This is a genomic window from Streptomyces sp. NPDC014623 (assembly GCF_043088245.1).
GTDB lineage: Bacteria > Actinomycetota > Actinomycetes > Streptomycetales > Streptomycetaceae > Streptomyces.
The window spans coordinates 624,383-641,867 of sequence record NZ_JBIBZU010000001.1; the positions used below are offsets into that span (position 1 = coordinate 624,383).

General features: G+C 73.9%; 17 protein-coding genes. 9 read left to right on the plus strand and 8 right to left on the minus strand.

The window, feature by feature from the left end; all coding sequences use genetic code 11:
• Window positions 1-41: 41 nt before the first annotated feature.
• Window positions 42-971 carry a DUF3027 domain-containing protein gene (locus tag ACF1FZ_RS02965; protein ID WP_391771580.1) on the minus strand — a complete coding sequence of 310 codons (930 nt, stop codon included), beginning with the start codon at window positions 969-971 and terminating at the stop codon, window positions 42-44.
• A 440-nt stretch (window positions 972-1,411) separates the two neighbouring features.
• On the opposite strand from ACF1FZ_RS02965, the gene ACF1FZ_RS02970 reads away from it, so the two are divergent.
• Genes ACF1FZ_RS02970 through ACF1FZ_RS02985 form a run of 4 tightly spaced genes read left to right on the plus strand, consistent with a single transcriptional unit; the run spans window position 1,412 to window position 4,998 of the window.
• A complete protein-coding gene (locus tag ACF1FZ_RS02970) occupies window positions 1,412-2,845 on the plus strand; it encodes an MFS transporter (protein WP_391771581.1) in 1,434 nt (477 codons plus the stop codon).
• A 27-nt stretch (window positions 2,846-2,872) separates the two neighbouring features.
• Window positions 2,873-3,355 carry a DUF2771 domain-containing protein gene (locus tag ACF1FZ_RS02975; protein ID WP_391771582.1) on the plus strand — a complete coding sequence of 161 codons (483 nt, stop codon included), beginning with the start codon at window positions 2,873-2,875 and terminating at the stop codon, window positions 3,353-3,355.
• A gap of 34 nt (window positions 3,356-3,389) precedes the next feature.
• A complete protein-coding gene (locus ACF1FZ_RS02980; RefSeq protein WP_391771583.1) occupies window positions 3,390-4,109 on the plus strand; it encodes a futalosine hydrolase in 720 nt (239 codons plus the stop codon).
• Window positions 4,081-4,998 (plus strand): 1,4-dihydroxy-6-naphthoate synthase, encoded by a 918-nt coding sequence (locus ACF1FZ_RS02985; RefSeq protein ID WP_391771584.1) that lies wholly within the window; start codon window positions 4,081-4,083, stop codon window positions 4,996-4,998. The genes ACF1FZ_RS02980 and ACF1FZ_RS02985 overlap by 29 nt, the downstream gene beginning before the upstream one ends.
• 43 nt (window positions 4,999-5,041) lie before the next feature.
• Here ACF1FZ_RS02985 and ACF1FZ_RS02990 read toward each other — a convergent pair whose 3' ends face one another.
• Entirely contained in the window at window positions 5,042-5,425 is a 384-nt protein-coding gene (locus ACF1FZ_RS02990; protein ID WP_356885206.1) for a cold-shock protein, read from the minus strand.
• Between the two features lie 164 nt (window positions 5,426-5,589).
• Between ACF1FZ_RS02990 and ACF1FZ_RS02995 the strand changes: the two genes are divergently transcribed.
• The gene (locus tag ACF1FZ_RS02995) at window positions 5,590-5,826 is read left to right on the plus strand and encodes a hypothetical protein (protein WP_391771585.1); all 237 of its coding nucleotides are present in this window, start codon (window positions 5,590-5,592) and stop codon (window positions 5,824-5,826) included.
• 16 nt (window positions 5,827-5,842) lie between these two features.
• Here ACF1FZ_RS02995 and ACF1FZ_RS03000 read toward each other — a convergent pair whose 3' ends face one another.
• Window positions 5,843-6,460 (minus strand): HAD family hydrolase, encoded by a 618-nt coding sequence (locus ACF1FZ_RS03000; RefSeq protein WP_391771586.1) that lies wholly within the window; start codon window positions 6,458-6,460, stop codon window positions 5,843-5,845.
• Between ACF1FZ_RS03000 and ACF1FZ_RS03005 the strand changes: the two genes are divergently transcribed.
• Window positions 6,459-6,614 carry a hypothetical protein gene (locus ACF1FZ_RS03005; RefSeq protein WP_391771587.1) on the plus strand — a complete coding sequence of 52 codons (156 nt, stop codon included), beginning with the start codon at window positions 6,459-6,461 and terminating at the stop codon, window positions 6,612-6,614. The two genes, ACF1FZ_RS03000 and ACF1FZ_RS03005, sit on opposite strands and share 2 nt — an antisense overlap.
• Before the next feature lie 66 nt (window positions 6,615-6,680).
• On the opposite strand, the gene ACF1FZ_RS03010 is transcribed toward ACF1FZ_RS03005, so the two are convergent.
• The 3 genes from ACF1FZ_RS03010 to ACF1FZ_RS03020 are packed head-to-tail and all read right to left on the minus strand — an operon-like array spanning window position 6,681 to window position 9,051.
• Window positions 6,681-7,226 carry a TetR/AcrR family transcriptional regulator gene (locus ACF1FZ_RS03010; protein WP_391771588.1) on the minus strand — a complete coding sequence of 182 codons (546 nt, stop codon included), beginning with the start codon at window positions 7,224-7,226 and terminating at the stop codon, window positions 6,681-6,683.
• 9 nt (window positions 7,227-7,235) lie between these two features.
• Window positions 7,236-7,817, minus strand: a complete 582-nt coding sequence (locus tag ACF1FZ_RS03015; protein WP_391771589.1) for a sugar O-acetyltransferase — start codon at window positions 7,815-7,817, stop codon at window positions 7,236-7,238.
• Between the two features lie 46 nt (window positions 7,818-7,863).
• Window positions 7,864-9,051 carry a hypothetical protein gene (locus tag ACF1FZ_RS03020; protein ID WP_391771590.1) on the minus strand — a complete coding sequence of 396 codons (1,188 nt, stop codon included), beginning with the start codon at window positions 9,049-9,051 and terminating at the stop codon, window positions 7,864-7,866.
• Window positions 9,052-9,115: 64 nt separating this feature from the next.
• Here ACF1FZ_RS03020 and ACF1FZ_RS03025 point away from each other — a divergent pair, with 64 nt between their 5' ends.
• The gene (locus tag ACF1FZ_RS03025) at window positions 9,116-11,581 is read left to right on the plus strand and encodes a helicase C-terminal domain-containing protein (protein ID WP_391771591.1); all 2,466 of its coding nucleotides are present in this window, start codon (window positions 9,116-9,118) and stop codon (window positions 11,579-11,581) included.
• Between the two features lie 4 nt (window positions 11,582-11,585).
• Here the strand turns inward: ACF1FZ_RS03025 and ACF1FZ_RS03030 are convergent, their stop codons facing one another.
• Entirely contained in the window at window positions 11,586-12,371 is a 786-nt protein-coding gene (locus ACF1FZ_RS03030) for a uracil-DNA glycosylase (RefSeq protein WP_391771592.1), read from the minus strand.
• A 489-nt stretch (window positions 12,372-12,860) separates the two neighbouring features.
• On the opposite strand from ACF1FZ_RS03030, the gene ACF1FZ_RS03035 reads away from it, so the two are divergent.
• Window positions 12,861-14,504, plus strand: coding sequence for a DNA repair helicase XPB (locus tag ACF1FZ_RS03035; protein WP_391771593.1), 1,644 nt, complete (start codon window positions 12,861-12,863; stop codon window positions 14,502-14,504).
• Between the two features lie 27 nt (window positions 14,505-14,531).
• Here ACF1FZ_RS03035 and ACF1FZ_RS03040 read toward each other — a convergent pair whose 3' ends face one another.
• Window positions 14,532-14,723, minus strand: coding sequence for a hypothetical protein (locus ACF1FZ_RS03040; RefSeq protein ID WP_391771594.1), 192 nt, complete (start codon window positions 14,721-14,723; stop codon window positions 14,532-14,534).
• A 458-nt stretch (window positions 14,724-15,181) separates the two neighbouring features.
• On the opposite strand from ACF1FZ_RS03040, the gene ACF1FZ_RS03045 reads away from it, so the two are divergent.
• The gene (locus tag ACF1FZ_RS03045) at window positions 15,182-17,209 is read left to right on the plus strand and encodes a HelD family protein (RefSeq protein ID WP_391771803.1); all 2,028 of its coding nucleotides are present in this window, start codon (window positions 15,182-15,184) and stop codon (window positions 17,207-17,209) included.
• Window positions 17,210-17,485 lie beyond the last annotated feature (276 nt).

Below are 17,485 nucleotides of genomic sequence, written 5' to 3' on the forward strand. Positions count from 1 at the left end.
GCCCGGCGAGGCGCCCCCGGGTCCCGCGGCGGGCAGGAGGGTCAGGAGTGGCCCAGATCCTCCGTCGAGCCGTCCGGCTGCGCCGGGACCGAACCGGAGCCGCCCGCGGGGCGCAGCGTGTAGTCGTCCACCCGCATCGTGTCCAGCGCATGCGCCGGTTTCGGCGTCTTCGGCATGACCGCCGCCTCGGAGTGCCCCCCGCAGCCGTACGACAGGGAGACCACCCGGCCGTCCGCCGGAGCGAACTCGTTGGCGCAGACCCCGAAGGCCTGCTTCAGCGAGCCCGCCATCGGCACCAGGAAGGCGCACGTGACGCACGACGCCGGCGCGGCCTGCGCCATGGGCGTCCTCGCGCCGAACTCCTCGTCCCACCGGTCGGCCGCCAGCCGGAGCCCGTAACGGGACAGCACCCGGGCGCGCCGCGTACCGAGCTCGTCCGCCACCGCGGCGATCGAGCCGCGCCTCGTCACGGGCAGCTGCGTCAGCTCCGCGTCCTCCACGTCGGCGAGGTCGGCCAGCTCCCGCGAGACCTCGGAGACGGCGGAATTCGGCAGGGGCTCGTCCTCGCCCGTCCAGCCGGGCTCCAGACGCGGGTCCTCCGCCTCGGTGGGCAGGAGGTCGCCGGGGCCCATGTCGCCGGGCCGCAGCCGCTCGCTCCAGGGCACCCACTCGGGGGCGAGGAGCGCGTCCGAGCCGGGCAGCAGCACCGTTTCGTCAAGGGTGACCTTCTTGGCGCGGGAGGCCCTGGCGACCGTCACCGCCCAGCGCCAGCCCCGGTAGCCGGGTTCCTTGGCCTCGAAGTAGTGCGTGACGACCCGGTCACCTTCGGGGACCAGGGCCACGTGCTCACCCACCACTCCTGGCGCGGCGGCCTCCTCCGCCGCCGCGCGCGCGAGGTCTACCGCCTCGGCGCACAGACGGTCAGGGGCGGGGGTACGGGCCGTACGGCTTCGCGTCGTCGCAGCACTCACAGGTCTCGCTTCTCTCCATACGCCGTCTCACGAGCGCGCCAGCAGCTCCATCGATGTCCGATTTCGGCCATGACAGGTGTGGGCGGAGCGGACCTGGGGGCCGCGTCGACGTCCACACCCGTTGTGCCTGCCTCGGGCGCGCCTTCTGCCACCCATTCTGCGGGATCGCGGAGAGGCGCGCGGCCAAGAACAACCGCCGGTGGCGCGTGAGTGCACGCTACCCTCTCCGCCGCCCCGCGCCCACCTGCCCGTCCCAAACAGCCCCGGAACCCTTCCGTGACGGTCACCGGTCCGCCGCCGCGCGGCGGCGGACCCGCCCGGGGAACGCGGGGCGTCCAAGCCGTTCCCGGCCGTCTCCCGGGCGGGGACGACTCGCCCGGCGGAGCGGCCCCGGCCCGATCATGGGTTCGTGACGGCGGGGGGTGGGGCACTATGACCACGTGGCTGCCGCCAGGTCGTCCGACGGGTCCGGTCCGCTCCGCAGGGCGGTCCGGGCGATGGGCCGTGCCCTGCGCGCCCCGTTCACGGGCACCGCGCGGGGGATCAGGAAGGCGACCCACGCCCACGGGGCGGGTGAGTCCGGCCTGGGAAAGCTGATCGAGCTGCACGCGGTCAACGGTGCCGGCGACGTCATGATCACCGTGGCGCTCGCCTCGACGGTGTTCTTCTCCGTACCGACGGACGAGGCACGCGGACGCGTCGCTCTCTACCTCGCCGTGACGATGGCCCCCTTCACCCTGCTCGCCCCGGTGGTCGGCCCCCTCCTGGACCGGCTGCCGCACGGCCGCCGCGCCGCGATGGCCGGCGCGATGTTCGCCCGGGCGGTGCTCGCGATCACGATGTCGGGCGCGGTGGCCACGGGCGGCCTGGAGCTCTATCCGGCGGCCCTGGGCGTCCTGGTCTGCTCCAAGGCGTACGGAGTGGTGCGCAGCGCCGTCGTGCCCCGTCTCCTGCCCCCCCGCTTCTCCCTGGTGAAGGCCAACTCACGGGTCACCCTGGCCGGTCTGCTGGCGACGGGGATCGCCGCGCCGATCGGAGCGGGGCTCCAGAGCATCGGATCCCCCTGGCCGCTCTACGGCGCCTGCACGGTCTTCCTCGGCGGGACCGTCCTCGCCTTCACGCTGCCCCACAAGGTCGACTCCGCGAAGGGTGAGCGCAAGGCCCGTCTCGCCGTCCCGCACGAGGAGGCGCCCCGTCCGGCCGTCACCGGCGGCAGGAGCAAGGACGGCAGGAGCGGCAGTACGAGGGCCGGGGGCAGGAAGGGACGCGAGAAACCGCCCGGGCTGCGGTCCGTCGGGCCGTCCGTCCTGCACGGCCTCCAGGCCAACGCCGCGCACCGCGCGCTCTCCGGGTTCCTCATCTTCTTCCTGGCGTTCCTGCTGCGCGAACATCCCCTGGCGGGGCAGAGCGCCGCCGTCTCGCTCGGCATCGTCGGCGTGGCGGCCGGCACCGGCAACGCCTGCGGCACGGCGGTGGGCTCCTGGCTCAGGGCACGCGGCCCCGAGGTGATCGTCGCGTCGGTGCTGGGGCTCGCCCTGGGGGTCGCCGCGCTCACCGCGGTGTTCTTCAGCACGGTGATGGTCGCCGCCCTCGCCGCGGTGGCCGGTTTCACACAGGCCCTGTCGAAGCTGTCGCTGGACGCGATGATCCAGCGCGACGTGCCGGAGGAGGTGCGGACCTCGGCCTTCGCCCGGTCGGAGACGCTGCTCCAGATGTCCTGGGTCGCCGGCGGTGCGATCGGCATCGCGCTGCCGCTCAACGGAGTGCTCGGCATGTCCGTCGCCGCCGCACTCCTCGCCCTCGGCGCGACCGCATCCGTACGGGGCCTCCTGGGGGCCTCGCGGCGCGGCTCACCGCACCCCCGCGTGGCATGAGCGGAACCGACCGATAACCTTCGGCGCATGACCGTTGCGTTCTTCTCCGGTAAGGGCCGTCGAATCGGCGTCGCTCTTGGTGCCGTGTCCGCGGGACTCCTTGTCCTGTCCGCCTGCGACAAGCCGACGCCGCTCGCCACCGTGACGGTCGGCGGGGACTCGGTGAACACCGAGGCCTCCTGCTACAACGACGGCAAGGCCCTCAAGGAGTCCGAGATCCAGGGCTGCCTGAACAAGAAGGCGAAGAGGTCCGTCGAGGTCGCGATGGACGACAAGGTCCGCTTCGGCGTCGACCCCGAGGTCGCGGAGAACGGCTGGACCCTCTTCATCAACGGCCAGCAGGCCGAGCAGGAGCCGTACAAGAAGACCTACCGGTCGATCCCCGGCAGCGCCTTCTTCGCCAGCCAGACCGGCGAGACCACGGCGGACAAGACGCAGATCAGCGTCGTCGAGACCAAGGGCCAGAAGCTCACGGGCATCTGGCACTTCCAGCTCACGAAGACGTCCTGACCCTCTGACCGCCCTCCGACCCCGAGGTATCGCTGTGCGGGTGCTCGTCGTGACCGCCGTCCCGGCCGAACGGGAAGCGGTCACGCGTGCGTTCGGGGGCGAGCCGCAGGTCCGTGAGGTACCGGGCGCCGAGCTGCACCGGGCCGGCCCCTTCGACGTCCTCGCGGGCGGCGCGGGCCCTGCCGCCGCGGCGGCCGCCACCGCCTTCGCCCTGGCCGCCGCGCCCGCCACGGCGCCGTACGCGGCTGTCGTCTCGGCCGGCATCGGCGGCGGCTTCGCACCCGCCGCGCCCGTCGGCGCCCTCGTCGTGGCGACCGGCATCGTCGCCGCGGACCTGGGCGCCGAGACCCCCGACGGCTTCGTGCCGGTCACCGGTCTCGGCTTCGGCAGGGACACCTTCCTGCCGCCCGGATCCCTCGTGCGGGACGTCGTGGAGGCCACCGGCGCCGTGCCGGGACCCGTGCTCACCGTCTCCACCGTGACCGGCAGCGCGGCCCGCACCGCCGAGCTGCTGGCCGCGCATCCCGGGGCCGTCGCCGAGGCCATGGAGGGCTTCGGCGTCGCGGAGGCCGCCGACCGGTTCGGTGTCCCGGCGCTGGAGCTCCGGGCCGTCTCGAACACCGTGGGGCCGCGTGACCGCGCGGCATGGCGCGTCGGCGACGCCCTGGCCGCCCTCACCGCGGCGTTCGGGAAGACCGCACCTGTAGTGGAAAGTTGGAACCGGCATGACCGACTCGACCGACACCGTGACTGACACCGCGACCGGCACCGCGGCCGGCTCCGCCGGCGCGCCGCTCCCCGCGCTGCGGATCGCCTTCTCGCCGTGCCCGAACGACACCTTCGTCTTCGACGCCTGGGCACACGGGAGGGTTCCCGGCGCGCCCGCCCTCGATGTCACCTTCGCCGACATCGACCTCACCAACGGCATGGCGGAGCGCGGCGAGTTCGACGTGCTGAAGGTGTCGTACGCCGTCCTGCCGTGGGTGCTCGACGAATACGCGCTGCTGCCGTGCGGCGGCGCCCTGGGGCGCGGCTGCGGGCCGCTCGTCCTCACGAAGGAGCCGGGCACGGACCTGACGGGGAAGACCGTCGCCGTGCCGGGCGAGCGCTCCACCGCCTATCTGCTGTTCCGGCTGTGGGCCGCCGAGGCCGTGCCGGGCGGTGTGGGCGAGATCGTCGTCATGCCGTTCGACGAGATCATGCCCGCGGTGCGTGACGGCCGGGTGGACGCCGGCCTCGTGATCCACGAGGCCCGTTTCACCTACCGGAACTACGGCCTGCACAGTCTCGCCGACATGGGCGAGCACTGGGAGGAGACGACCGGGCTGCCGATCCCGCTCGGCGCGATCATCGCGAAGCGCTCGCTGGGCGAGGAGACGCTGAACCGGCTGTCGGAATCGATCCGTACGTCGGTGCGGATGGCCTGGGACGACCCGGAACGTTCGCGTCCGTACGTCCTGGAGCACTCCCAGGAGATGGACCCGGCCGTGGCCGAGCAGCACATCGGGCTCTACGTGAACGAATTCACCGCCGACCTCGGCGAGCACGGTTACGCGGCGGTCCGGGGCCTGCTGACCCGGGCGGCGGCCGAGGGGCTCGTACCGGCACTGGCCCCGGACGCGTTCTCCGTCACCGCACGCTGACCTGCGGCAGGCCGGGCCCCGGGGGCGGGGTCCGGCCCCGCCGTCAGACGTCGAGCTGGTCGGCCACCGCCCTCAGCAGGCCGGCGATCTTCGCGCCCGCCGCCTTGTCGGGGTAGCGGCCCCGCTCCAGCATCGGCGTGATGTTCTCCAGCACCGTCGTCAGGTCCTGCACGATCGAGGCCAGCTCGTCCGGACGGCGCCGCTGGGCGGCGGCGACGGACGGCGTGGGGTCGAGGATCACCACGGAGAGGGCCTGGTCACCGCGCTGGCCGGCGACCACTCCGAACTCGACGCGCTGACCGGGCTTGAGCGCCTCGACGCCGGCCGGGAGCACGGAGGAGTGGACGAAGACGTCGGCGCCGTCGTCGCGCGAAAGAAAGCCGAAGCCCTTTTCCGAATTGAACCATTTGACCTTACCCGTGGGCACGTCTGTCCTCGTCCTCGTACTCGTCGGTGCGCGGGAGAGCCGCGATACGGCTCCGGATAGCAGTACAGCGGGTCCGGGACCCGCCATGCCCCAGGCTAATGGCCCGGGGGCCGGACACAAGACGTCGCCGGATGGTTCCGCCGAGCTGGGACTACCCTGGCCGGGTGAGTACTACTCCTTCCGGCGCGGGCGACCGGCTCGTACAGGCCGGCGCGATCGTCTTCTTCATCGGCGCACTGGCCACACTGGTCACCGTAGCCCCGCTGTTCCTGGGCACCGAGCCGTTCCCGTCCCTCGCCTACGCGGTGTGCATGCTGATGGGCCTGGGCTTCCTGATCGCGGCCGCGGGGGTGGTGCGCTCGGTGTGGGAGAACTCCCCGAAGCGCACCGCCGCGAGGTAGCGGCCCGCGAGGCGCGTCACGCCCCCGCGAAGGCCCGCAGCCAGGCGGGGAACGCCGTGAGGTCCGCCAGGAGCACGTCGGCGCCGGCCGTGCGCAGCTCCTCCTCGTCGCACGGGCCGGTGGTGACGCCGACCGACAGGGCGCCCGCCGCACGCGCCCCGCGGACGTCCCCGGTGTGGTCGCCGACGTAGACCTGCGCGCCGTGCTCGATGAGCGCTTCCGCCTTGCCCTCGGCCCAGAGCCCTCCGACCAGCACGTCCGCGGCGATACCGAGGTGCGCGAGGTGCAGCTTGGCGTTCGGCTCGTACTTCGCGGTGACGACCATCGCCCGCCCGCCGAGCGCCCGCACGGTCTCGACGGCCTCCCGGGCGCCGGGGAGCGCGGTCGTCGGCGTGATCGCCGTGTCCGGGTAGAGCGCGCGGTAGCGGTCGCACGCCTCGTCGACCTCCTCGGCCGGGAACCAGTTCCGTATCTCGTCCTGGAGCGGCGGGCCGAGCCGGCTGACGACCAGGTCGGTGTCGATGTACACACCCGTCTCGGCGGCCAGTGTCTCGTAGGCGACCTTGATGCCGGGCCGGGAGTCGATGAGCGTCATGTCGAGGTCGAAACCGACCGTCAGGGGGTGCAGGGGCATGGCATCCATTGTGCCGACCGCTCCAAGCCGGGTGGAACGAGGCGTGCCCCCCGTGCTCCTCGCCTTCCACGTCCACGCCGTCACCACCGGAACCGTGCTCGGCCTCCGTCCGGCCGGTTCCCCGGACCGGGGCCCCGCGGAAGCGGGCGGGTGAGGCCGTAAAGAGCTGAAGCCTGTGGGACGCGGTGTCAGGTCCGCGCCCCACAGGCGGTCCGGGGGCCTAGGTGCCGGAGGTCATGCGCAGCACCGCCAGCCGCGTCAGCTCGCGGCCCTGCGGCTCGGTGTCGAGGGACCGGTGCAGGGCCAGCCCCTCGATCAGCGCGTCCAGCTGGCGCGCGGTGGCCGGGTCGAAGTGCTGTTCCAGCAGGCGGCGGCTGCGGTTCATCCACGCATGGGTGAGCTCGCGGTACTCGTCGCGCCGGGCGGCCAGCGTGTAGAGCTCCTGGGTGAGGACGAGATCCCGGCGGGGTCCCTCGGAGAGCACATGGATGAGCTCGGTGACGGCCTCACGGGCCTCTTCGGGGGTACGGGCCCGGCCCAGGTGCAGCTCGAAGACGGCCACGATGTGGTCGGCGAAACGGGTGAAGGCCTCGCGCAGCAGGTCGTCGATGCCACTGAAGTGGTACGTCATCGAGCCCAGGGGCACGTCGGCGCGCCCGGCGATCTTGCGGTGGGAGACGCCGGCCACCCCCTCCTCGGCGATGTGGTCGAGCGTCGCGGCGAGGATGCGCTCGCGCCGCTGCGGGTCCGTGCGTCCGGTGGCCATGGCGGCGGGTCAGACGCTGCGGATGACGCGGGCGGGGTTGCCCACGGCGACGACGCCGGCGGGGATGTCCTTCGTGACGACGGCTCCCGCGCCGATCACGGAGTTGTCCCCGATGGTCACCCCGGGGCACACGATGACTCCGCCGCCGAGCCAGACGTTGTCCCCGATGGTGATGGGGAGGGCGGCTTCGAGCTTGTCCCGCCGGGGCCCCGGTTCCACGGGGTGGGTGGGGGTGAGGAGCTGGACGTTGGGGCCGATCTGGCAGTCCTCGCCGATGGTGATGCGCGCGACGTCGAGCGCGGTGAGGTGGTAGTTGACGAAGGTGCGGGCGCCGATGGTGATGTTGCTGCCGTAGTCGACGTACAGCGGCGGGCGCAGGTCGACGCCTTCGCCCACCGAGTCCAGCAGCTCGGCCAGGATCGCCCTGGCCGCCTCGGCGTCCTCGGTGCAGGCGGCCTGGAAGCGGGCCGCGAGGCGCATCGCCCGCTGCTGCCGCTGGGCGATCTCCGGGTCGTCGGCGATGTAGAGGTCGCCCGCGAGCATGCGCTCGAGATGGGTGCGCGGATCGTTGGCGAAGTAGTCCGTCGGCATGCGTACGATCGTACACTCGATTGTTCCGCCGTGTGCGTCCTTCACCTCACCCTGCCAGCCGGCGGGCCCGCCACACCAGGTAGAGCGCCGACGTCACCGCGGCGACCCGCACCACCACGGGCCACACGTCCGCCATCGCGTCCCCCACGGCACCACTCGGGAGAGGTTCGCCCCAACGGCCCTCCGTGCGCCCCCACAGCCAGACGAAGGCCCCGGTCACGACCACGCCCGGCAGGCCCAGCGCGACCCACTTCGCCTCCGCGCGCGAGAACTTGCGCGAGCTGTACGCCAGCAGCCAGCCGCCCCCGAGCGCCAGCCAGGAGCCGAGCACGGCACCGGCCACGAGCAGCGCGGCGGCCAGCAGCAGCAACGGGTTCGAGAGGCGGGGCCGCACGGCCGCCCCGCCGTCCGCGGCGACGGCCCTGGGGCGGCGCGGCCGCAGCCTGAAGCGGGGCCGGGGCACCGGCGGCACGGGCTCCTTCCCCTCCGCCGGCACGGGCTCCTTCCCCTCCGCCGGAGTGCGCGGCCCCGGGGCCTTCGGAGTGCCCGGCATGCCGAACAGCTCCGGGCTCTCCAGCCCGCCCACGAATCCCGGCACCGCCGTGCCCGGGCTCATGGGCCCCTGCACACCCTGAACGCCTTGCGCGCCTTCGCCGAAGGGCCCCGGCTCGATCCGCCACCACTCGGGCTCCTCCCCGGACGGCGCCTGGCCCAGGCCCGCCATGTGCGGCGCGGACGCCGACGGCCAGCCAGGGGACGGCTCCCCCGGTACCGGCACCGCCGAGGCGGGCGCCCCCGGGTCCGGCTCCCCGGTCCCGGGCGCCGCGCCCGGGACCTCCTCGGCCTGCGGCGACGCGTCCTTGCGCAGCATGTCCTTGCGCGACGCGTCCTTGCGCGACGCGTCCTTGCGCAGCACACTCCGCCGTGCCCGTGGCACTCCTCGCGGACCGGCGGCACCCGTGGACGCCTCCGCCCGGGGCGACGGCAACGGCACCGACCCGTCATCCGACCCGGCTGCCGCGGCCACGAGTTCACCCGGCGCGCCGAGCCGGCCCAGGATGCGCCGGACCGCTGCCGGAGAGTCCGAGCCGTCCGTGCCGCGCTGCCGGTCGATCTCGCCCCGCAGCGTCGCCACGAGCCGCATCCGGGCACCCGAGGGCAACTGCTGCTGCTGGGCCAGGTCACCGACCCGGCTGAGGTAGTCGTAGACGAGCTGGTCGCTCTCGATCCCCATGCGATGGTCCTCCCTCCACCCTCCCTGCCCCGACGGTAGCGTTCCAGGGGCTACCGTGGGACGGATGGGGACGACCACACCACCGCGCACGCTCGCCGAGGCCCTGCGCGCCCGGGGCGACGAATCGCTGGCAGGGCTGCTGCGCGCCCGCCCCGACCTGCTCAGCCCCGTGCCGAACGACATCACCCAGCTGGCGACACGGGCCGGCACGCGTGCCTCCGTCGTCCGTGCGCTGGAGCACCTCGACCGCTTCGCCCTGCAGACCGCCCAGGCGCTGGCCGTCGCACCGGACCCGGCTCCCTACGACACGCTGCTCGCACTCCTCACCGGTGACGGCCGGGACGACGGCGACGGGCGCGGCGACGCGGGCGCGGCGATCACCGCCGCGCTGCCCGCGGCTCTCGGCACCCTTCGCGAACAGGCCCTGGTGTGGGGCGAGGACACCCGGCTGCACCTCGTGCGCACCGCGCGCGAGCTGCTCGTCCCGTCCCCGCAGCACCCCTCCCCCACGGGCCTCGGCCCGACCGTCGCCGAGGCCACGGCCGGGATGTCACCCGGGAGGCTCCAGGAGATCCTGACCGCCGCCGGGCTGCCGGCCACCCATGACCCGGTGTCCGCCGTCGCCGCCCTGACCGGACTCTTCACGGACCGGACCAGGATGGCGGAACTGCTGGACACCGCACCGGTCGAGGCACTGGCCGTGCTGGACCGGCTGGTCTGGGGACCGCCCTACGGCGAGGTCACCCCGAATCCCGCACCGCCCGTGCAATGGCTGCGCGACCGCGGCCTGTTGCTGCCCGTGTCGACGCGCACCGTCGTCCTGCCGCGCGAGGCGGCACTGCACCTGCGGGCCGGCCGCGCCCACCGGGTCCCCGAGCCCGTGCCGCCGGCACTCGTGGCAGCGGCCGAGCGCGACCCCCAGGCTGTGGACAGAGCGGCGGCGGGCCAGGGCTACACGGCCCTGTCCACCGTCGAGGAGCTGCTGAAGCTCTGGAACGACGGCGGCCCGGCCGTCCTGCGCGCGGGCGGCCTGAGCGTGCGCGAACTGAAGCGCACCGCCGGCGCGCTCGACGTCCCCGAGCCCGTCGCCGCCTTCTGGATCGAACTCGCCTACGCGGCGGGCCTGCTGGCCTCCGACGGCGAGACCGACGAACGGTACGCGCCGACGCCCGCCTCCGACGAGTGGCTGGACCTCCCCGCCCAGGACCGCTGGACCCACCTCGCCACCGCCTGGCTCGCCGCCACCCGCACCGCGGGGCTGATCGGGGGCCAGGACGCGAAGGGCCGGGCCCTGTCGGCGCTCGGCCCCGACCTGGACCGCTCGGCCGCACCCGGGGTACGCCGCCGGGTCCTGGACCTGTGCGCCTCGCTCCCGGCGGGCACCGCACCCGATCCGCAGACCCTGCTCGCCCGGCTCAGCTGGGAACGTCCGCTGCGCGCGTCGGCACCGGGCGGCCCGGCCGCCCCGGGCGACGCCTCCGACCTCCGCTCGCGGATCGCCCTGTGGACGCTCGACGAGGCGGAACTGCTCGGGATCACCGGCCGCGGGGCCCTCGCCTCCCAGACCCGGGCACTGCTCGGGGCGGGCCCCGGCGAGGCCGCCGCCCGCCTCGCCCCGCTGCTCCCCGAGCCCCTGGACCACGTGCTGCTCCAGGCCGACCTGACGGCCGTCGCCCCCGGCCCGCTGGAACGCCCGCTCGCCGGCATGCTCTCGGTGCTCGCCGACGTCGAGTCCAAGGGCGGCGCGACGGTCTACCGCTTCACCCCCGGCTCCGTACGCCGCGCGCTCGACGCCGGGCAGGCGGCGGCCGACCTGCACTCCTTCCTGGCCACCCACAGCCGTACGCCGGTGCCGCAGCCGCTGAGCTACCTCATCGACGACGTGGCCCGACGCCACGGGCACCTGCGGATCGGCGCCGCCTCCGCGTACGTCCGCTGCGACGACGAGGCCGTGCTCAACGAGATCCTGGCGGACAAGCGCGCGGCCCCCCTGCGGCTGCGCCGGCTCGCACCGACCGTCCTGGCCGCGCAGGCCGACCCCGGGGCGCTGCTCGAAGGGCTGCGCGAGATGGGGTACGCCCCGGCCGCCGAATCCGCCGAGGGCGACGTCCTGATCACCCGGGCCGGTGCCCGCCGCACACCGCCCCGCACGCCGCCCGTCCCCGTCCCCGAGGGCCCGCCGGTCCCGGACACCGCACTGCTGACCGCCGCGGTCCGCGCCGTCCGGGCCGGTGACGCGGCCGCCAGAGCCGTGCGCAAGGAAACCTCCGGCACGGACGCGGCGGGCTCCCTGCCCCGCACCACGGCCGCCGAGACCCTGGCCACGGTCCAGGCGGCGGCGATGACCGGCTCGGCGGTCTGGATCGGCTACGTCAACGCGGACGGCGCCGCCAGCCAGCGTGTGATCGCCCCGGTCAAGGTCGAGGGCGGCTTCGTGACGGCGTACGACCACACGGCCGACGAGGTCCGGACGTATCCGCTGCACCGGATCACGGGCGTCGCGGAGCTCGCCGACGAACAGCCGGCCTGACGGATCACGGAACCGGGAGCCCGCCGAGGACGGCGGCCTCACGCAGCACGTCGGTGAGCATCGGCAGGGTGAGCCGTCCGGTGAACGTGTTGCGCTGGCTCGGGTGGTAACTGCCCAGCAGGTGCAGCTCCTGCCTGCGCTCCGTGGCGGGCAGCACGACGTGCGCCCCGTGGCCGAAGACGGGACGCGGGCGAGGCGTCCGCCAGCCCGCCCCGGCCAGCACCGGGAGCAGGGCCTGCCAGCCGAACCCGCCGAGCGCCACCACCGCGCGCAGTCCCGGGCTCAGCAGGTCCAGCTCGGCGGCCAGCCACGGGCGGCAGGCGTCACGCTCCCCCGGGGTGGGTCTGTTCGCCGGGGGAGCGCAGTGCACGGGGGAGGTGAGCCGCACACCGCGCAGGGCGAGTCCGTCCCCGGGGTGTGCCGAGGTGGGCTGCGAGGCCAGGCCCACCTCGTGCAGTGCGGCGAAGAGGAAGTCGCCGGTCGCGTCGCCCGTGAACATCCGGCCGGTCCTGTTGCCCCCGTGCGCGGCGGGCGCGAGCCCGACCACCGCCACCGCCGCGTCCGGAGGCCCGAAACCGGGGACCGGGCGTCCCCAGTACTCCCAGTCCCGGAAGGCCGCGCGCTTGACGCCGGCGACCTCCTCCCGCCAGGCCACCAGCCGGGGACAGGCCCGGCACCCCGTGACGAGCGCGTCCAGCTCGCCGAGTCCGGCGCACCCCGGGGCGTGTCGGGCCGGGAAGTCCCGGTCGCCGGGGCCGGGTGCCCGCCCCGCGGTCTCCTTCGCGTCCATCCCTCCACGCTACGGCCCCGCTCGGCCTCACCCCGCGTGGGCCGGCACCTCGCCGGGAGCGGCCGCCGGGCACCGCCGTGACCCCGTCGGCGGGCCCTGCACCGTCCGTGCCGCCGGGGTTCGGACGGCTCGCCGTGCCCGGGCCCGGACTGCCCGAGGGCGAGCCGGTGTCCGGTTCGACCCGGCCGGGCACTTCCGGCCGTACGGGGCTGTCGGCCGGCGCGTAGCCGGTCGCGGCTATGCCCGGCGGGATCGCGGCGACGGCTGCCAGGGTGGCGAGACGGTGCGAGAAGGCCATGCGCGGAGCGTGCCCTCCGCACCCGCGGGCCAGGATGAAGCCACGAGGAGGAAACCTTCGTGTGACTCCTCGTGAACGGCCCCGCCTCATGCCCTCGACGTAGCCGCCCGGTCGCGGCCGCGATGCGGCACACTGGACGTTTGGCCGTTCGCACCCGTGCGGCCACCCCACGCCGGAAAGGGCCGACGCGCGTGACCGGACCCCTCATCGTCCAGAGCGACAAGACGCTGCTCCTCGAAGTCGACCACGAGCTGGCCGAGGCCTGCCGCCGTGCCGTCGCGCCCTTCGCCGAGCTGGAGCGTGCCCCCGAGCACATCCACACCTACCGGGTGACCCCGCTCGGCCTGTGGAACGCCCGCGCCGCGGGGCACGACGCCGAGCAGGTCGTCGACGCGCTCGTGGAGTACTCGCGCTACCCCGTGCCGCACGCGCTCCTCGTCGACATCGCCGAGACGATGGCGCGGTACGGCCGCCTCACCCTGTCCAAGCACCCCGTCCACGGGCTGGTGCTGACGTCCAACGACCGGCCGGTGCTGGAGGAGATCCTCCGCTCCAAGAAGGTCCAGCCGCTGGTCGGGGCGCGCATCGACCCGGACACCGTGGCCGTGCACCCCTCCGAGCGCGGCCAGATCAAGCAGACGCTGCTGAAGCTGGGCTGGCCGGCCGAGGACCTCGCGGGGTACGTCGACGGCGAGGCCCACCCGATCGACCTCGACCAGGACGGCTGGGCACTGCGCCCGTACCAGAAGCAGGCCGTCGAGGGGTTCTGGCACGGTGGCTCGGGTGTCGTCGTGCTCCCCTGCGGCGCGGGCAAGACGCTCGTCGGTGCCGGTGCGATGGCCGAGGCCAAGGCGACCACGCTGATCCTGGTCACGAACACGGTCTCCGCCCGCCAGTGGAAGCACGAGCTGGTCAAGCGCACCTCGCTGACCGAGGACGAGATCGGCGAGTACAGCGGTACGCGCAAGGAGATCCGGCCGGTCACCATCGCCACGTACCAGGTGCTGACCACCCGCCGTAAGGGGATCTACCCGCACCTGGAGCTGTTCGACTCCCGCGACTGGGGCCTCGTGATCTACGACGAGGTGCACCTGCTCCCCGCGCCCGTCTTCAAGTTCACCGCCGACCTCCAGGCCCGCAGGCGCCTGGGGCTCACCGCGACACTGGTGCGCGAGGACGGGCGCGAGTCGGACGTCTTCTCGCTCATCGGGCCCAAGCGGTTCGACGCCCCGTGGAAGGAGATCGAGGCGCAGGGCTACATCGCGCCCGCCGACTGCGTCGAGGTCCGTGTGAACCTCACGGACTCGGAGCGCCTCGCCTACGCGACGGCCGAGGCCGAGGAGAAGTACCGATTCTGCGCGACGACGGCGACGAAACGGAAGGTCACCGAGGCGCTCGTACGCAAGCACCGGGGTGAGCAGACCCTCGTCATCGGGCAGTACATCGACCAGCTGGACGAGCTCGGTGAGCACCTGGACGCCCCGGTGATCAAGGGTGAGACGAGCAACGCCCAGCGCGAGAAGCTGTTCGAGGCGTTCCGCCAGGGCGAGATCAGCGTGCTGGTCGTGTCGAAGGTCGCGAACTTCTCGATCGACCTGCCGGAGGCGACGGTCGCCATCCAGGTGTCGGGGACGTTCGGTTCGCGCCAGGAGGAGGCGCAGCGGCTCGGGCGGGTGCTGCGGCCGAAGGCGGACGGGCACGAGGCACGGTTCTATTCGGTGGTCGCGCGCGACACGATCGACCAGGACTTCGCGGCGCACCGCCAGCGGTTCCTGGCCGAGCAGGGCTACGCGTACCGGATCGTCGACGCGGACGAGCTGCTCACGGAGAGCTGACAGGGGCGGGGCCGTTCCCGCCGGGGCTCAGCGGTGACGGCGGACCACGCCCGCCTCCTCCGCGTACTCGCCGAGAACGGCCACCCCGAACGCGGCGCGCGCGAAGACCGCGACGGCGCGCACCGCGTCTCCCATGCGGTGGCTGTGCGGGTGACCGGTGGCCGCGGTCGCGCCGTGCGCGGGTCCGGTCCTGCGGGGGTTCAGGTAGAGGGTGCTCATGTGTTCCATGGTGCTCCGTCCGCCCGCGCCCCGGCATCGGCCTGCGGACCGAAGCGCGCGGGGGCCCGGGTAGGCCGGAGGTCGCACGGCGTCCCCTACGGGGCGGACACGGCGCCGGCGTCCCGTCCTGCTCCTTATGCGTTCGACCACCGGGGGCGCTGTCGATACAATCGCCGGTCTGCCCGCCTCCCGCACCGTGGTACCGGCCCGCCCTTCGAGCGGGCGGCAGCCGGGGGAGCGCCGCCGACCGGACGGAAACCGGCCGACACCCCGCGCACGCGCCCACCCCGCGTGCGCATCTCTGTGTGAACGTCCCCGAGCGGACCGGGCGGTCGGCCCTGTCCGCCGTCCTGCGTCGAACAGCCGGAGGCAACACCGTGCCCGCGCACGAAGAGTCAAGCAATCCACTGGTCAGGGAGCGTGCGCATCTCGCCGCGTCCCGCGCCGCGTTGCGCGCCATGCGCGAGGACGTACAGGCGCTCGACATCCGCGACGTCACGGCGAACTGGGTCAACGCCGCGGTCCTGCAGTCGCAGATCGACGACCGCATCAAAGCGCTCGCCGACCTCTCCCACACCCCGCTGTTCTTCGGCCGCCTCGACTATCTGCACGAGGCCGGCGCCGAGAAGGCGGAGGGCGCGTCAGGAGGGCCGGCGCGTAGCGCCTCGGCCGGGGGCGGCGGTGGGCGACGGGAGGGCGAACGCTTCTACATCGGGCGCCGCCACGTCCACGACGCCCACGGCGACCCCATGGTCATCGACTGGCGCGCGCCCGTCTCGCAGCCGTTCTACCAGGCCTCCAGGAACAACCCGCTGGATGTCGACCGCCGCCGCCGCTTCGGCTACACCGGCGGCGAGCTCACCGCGTACGAGGACGAGCACCTCACCGACCCGGCGGAGACCGAGCAGACCAGCCGGCTCCTCCAGGCGGAGATCGAGCGCCCCCGTGTGGGTCCGATGCGCGACATCGTGGCGACGATCCAGCCCGAGCAGGACGAGATCGTGCGCAGTGGGCTGGGCGGGACGGTCTGCGTCCAGGGCGGGCCCGGAACCGGGAAGACGGCCGTGGGTCTGCACCGGGTGGCCTTCCTCCTCTACGCGCACCGCGAGCGCCTCGCCCGCACCGGCACCCTCGTCATCGGCCCGAACCGGTCGTTCCTCCACTACATCGAGCAGGTCCTGCCGGCGCTCGGTGAGCTGGAGGTGCGGCAGGCCACCGTGGAGGACCTGGTGGCGGCGCGCGTCGAGATCCGCGGCACGGACGAGTCCGCCGCCGCGGTGATCAAGGGTGACGCCCGGATGGCGGAGGTCCTGCGGCGGGCGATCCGCTCGCACGTGACTCCTCCGGCGGAGCCGGTCGTGGTGGTGCGCGGCTCGCGGCGCTGGCGTGTCCCGGCCCACGAGATCGAGGAGATGACCGGCGACCTGCTGGCCCGCGACATGCGGTACGGGGCAGCCCACGAGGCCCTTCCACAGCGCATCGCGCACGCCGTCCTCGTACGGATGGAGGAGGCGGGCGAGGCGCCGGACGACCGGGTGCAGAACGCGGTGGCGCGCAATCCGGCGGTGAAGGCCGCGGTGAAGGCGGTCTGGCCGGCGGTGGACCCGGCGAAGCTCGTGCTGCGGATCCTGACGGACGCGGATTTCCTGGCCGCGCACGCGGAGGGAATCCTCACCGGCGACGAGCAGAAGCAGATCCTGATGCCCCGGCCCGCCCGCAGTGTGAAGTCGGCGAAGTGGACGGCGGCGGACGCGGTCCTGATCGACGAGGCGGCCGACCTGGTGACCCGGACGCATTCGCTGGGCCACGTCGTCATCGACGAGGCCCAGGACCTGTCCCCCATGCAGTACCGCGCGGTGGGCCGCCGCTGCTCGACCGGTTCGGCGACGGTGCTCGGCGACCTGGCCCAGGGGACGACGCCGTGGTCGACGCAGAGCTGGGAGCAGGCGCTGTTCCACCTGGGGAAGGCGGACGCGGTGGTGGAGGAGCTGACGGCCGGTTTCCGTGTGCCGCGCGAGGTGATCGCGTACGCCTCCCGGCTGCTCCCCGCCATCTCCCCGGGCCTCGCCCCGGTGGAGTCGGTGCGTGAGGCGCCCGGTTCGCTCGCCGTGCGTGAGGTGGCGGCGGCGGAGCTGGACGCCGCGGTGGTCGCGGCGTGCGAGGAGTCGCTGCGCCATGAGGGCTCGATCGGCCTGATCGCCGCCGACGCCCGCGTCCCGGTCCTGTCGGCGGCCCTCGCGGCGGCCGGCCACGGCTGCCTCTCGCCCGGCGAGGAGACGACGGCCGGTTCCCGGCTGACCCTGGTCCCTGCCTCACTGGCGAAGGGTCTGGAGTACGACTACGTCGTACTGGACGAGCCGGCGGCCGTGGTCGACGGCGAACCCGACGAACGCACGGGTCTGCGCCGCCTGTACGTGGCTCTGACCCGGGCCGTGTCGGGTCTCGTGGTCCTGCACGCCGCACCGCTGCCGGAACAACTGGCGTAGACGGGTGGGCCACTGGCGGGGCGGGGCGGCGTCGGGGCCGCACCGTCCCGCCATCCCCATTGGTGATCAAGTCCCTTAATTCTGCGGGACGTTGCGCGGAGCGTTTACAGACCACCCGGTGCGCGCTACTTTCTTGGGAGCGCTCCCACGAGCCCCCTCCCCCACCCGCACGGCGCGCCGCCCAGTCGGCGACCGGGCCCGTGACGGACGGGCTCCATGCGCACGAACAGGTCACCAGGGTCATCTGCCCCACCCAGAGAATCCCGAAGGAGATCA

What these genes read in the sequence shown, in the direction of transcription:
- ACF1FZ_RS02975 (WP_391771582.1), top strand. Translation starts at nt 2,873, where the DNA reads ATGACCGTTGCGTTCTTCTCCGGTAAGGGCCGTCGAATCGGCGTCGCT.
- ACF1FZ_RS02985 (WP_391771584.1), top strand. Translation starts at nt 4,081, where the DNA reads ATGACCGACTCGACCGACACCGTGACTGACACCGCGACCGGCACCGCG.
- ACF1FZ_RS03005 (WP_391771587.1), top strand. Translation starts at nt 6,459, where the DNA reads ATGGCATCCATTGTGCCGACCGCTCCAAGCCGGGTGGAACGAGGCGTG.
- ACF1FZ_RS03000 (WP_391771586.1), bottom strand. Translation starts at nt 6,460, where the DNA reads ATGCCCCTGCACCCCCTGACGGTCGGTTTCGACCTCGACATGACGCTC.
- ACF1FZ_RS03010 (WP_391771588.1), bottom strand. Translation starts at nt 7,226, where the DNA reads ATGGCCACCGGACGCACGGACCCGCAGCGGCGCGAGCGCATCCTCGCC.
- ACF1FZ_RS03015 (WP_391771589.1), bottom strand. Translation starts at nt 7,817, where the DNA reads ATGCCGACGGACTACTTCGCCAACGATCCGCGCACCCATCTCGAGCGC.
- ACF1FZ_RS03020 (WP_391771590.1), bottom strand. Translation starts at nt 9,051, where the DNA reads ATGGGGATCGAGAGCGACCAGCTCGTCTACGACTACCTCAGCCGGGTC.
- ACF1FZ_RS03025 (WP_391771591.1), top strand. Translation starts at nt 9,116, where the DNA reads ATGGGGACGACCACACCACCGCGCACGCTCGCCGAGGCCCTGCGCGCC.
- ACF1FZ_RS03030 (WP_391771592.1), bottom strand. Translation starts at nt 12,371, where the DNA reads ATGGACGCGAAGGAGACCGCGGGGCGGGCACCCGGCCCCGGCGACCGG.
- ACF1FZ_RS03040 (WP_391771594.1), bottom strand. Translation starts at nt 14,723, where the DNA reads ATGAGCACCCTCTACCTGAACCCCCGCAGGACCGGACCCGCGCACGGC.
- ACF1FZ_RS03045 (WP_391771803.1), top strand. Translation starts at nt 15,182, where the DNA reads ATGCGCGAGGACGTACAGGCGCTCGACATCCGCGACGTCACGGCGAAC.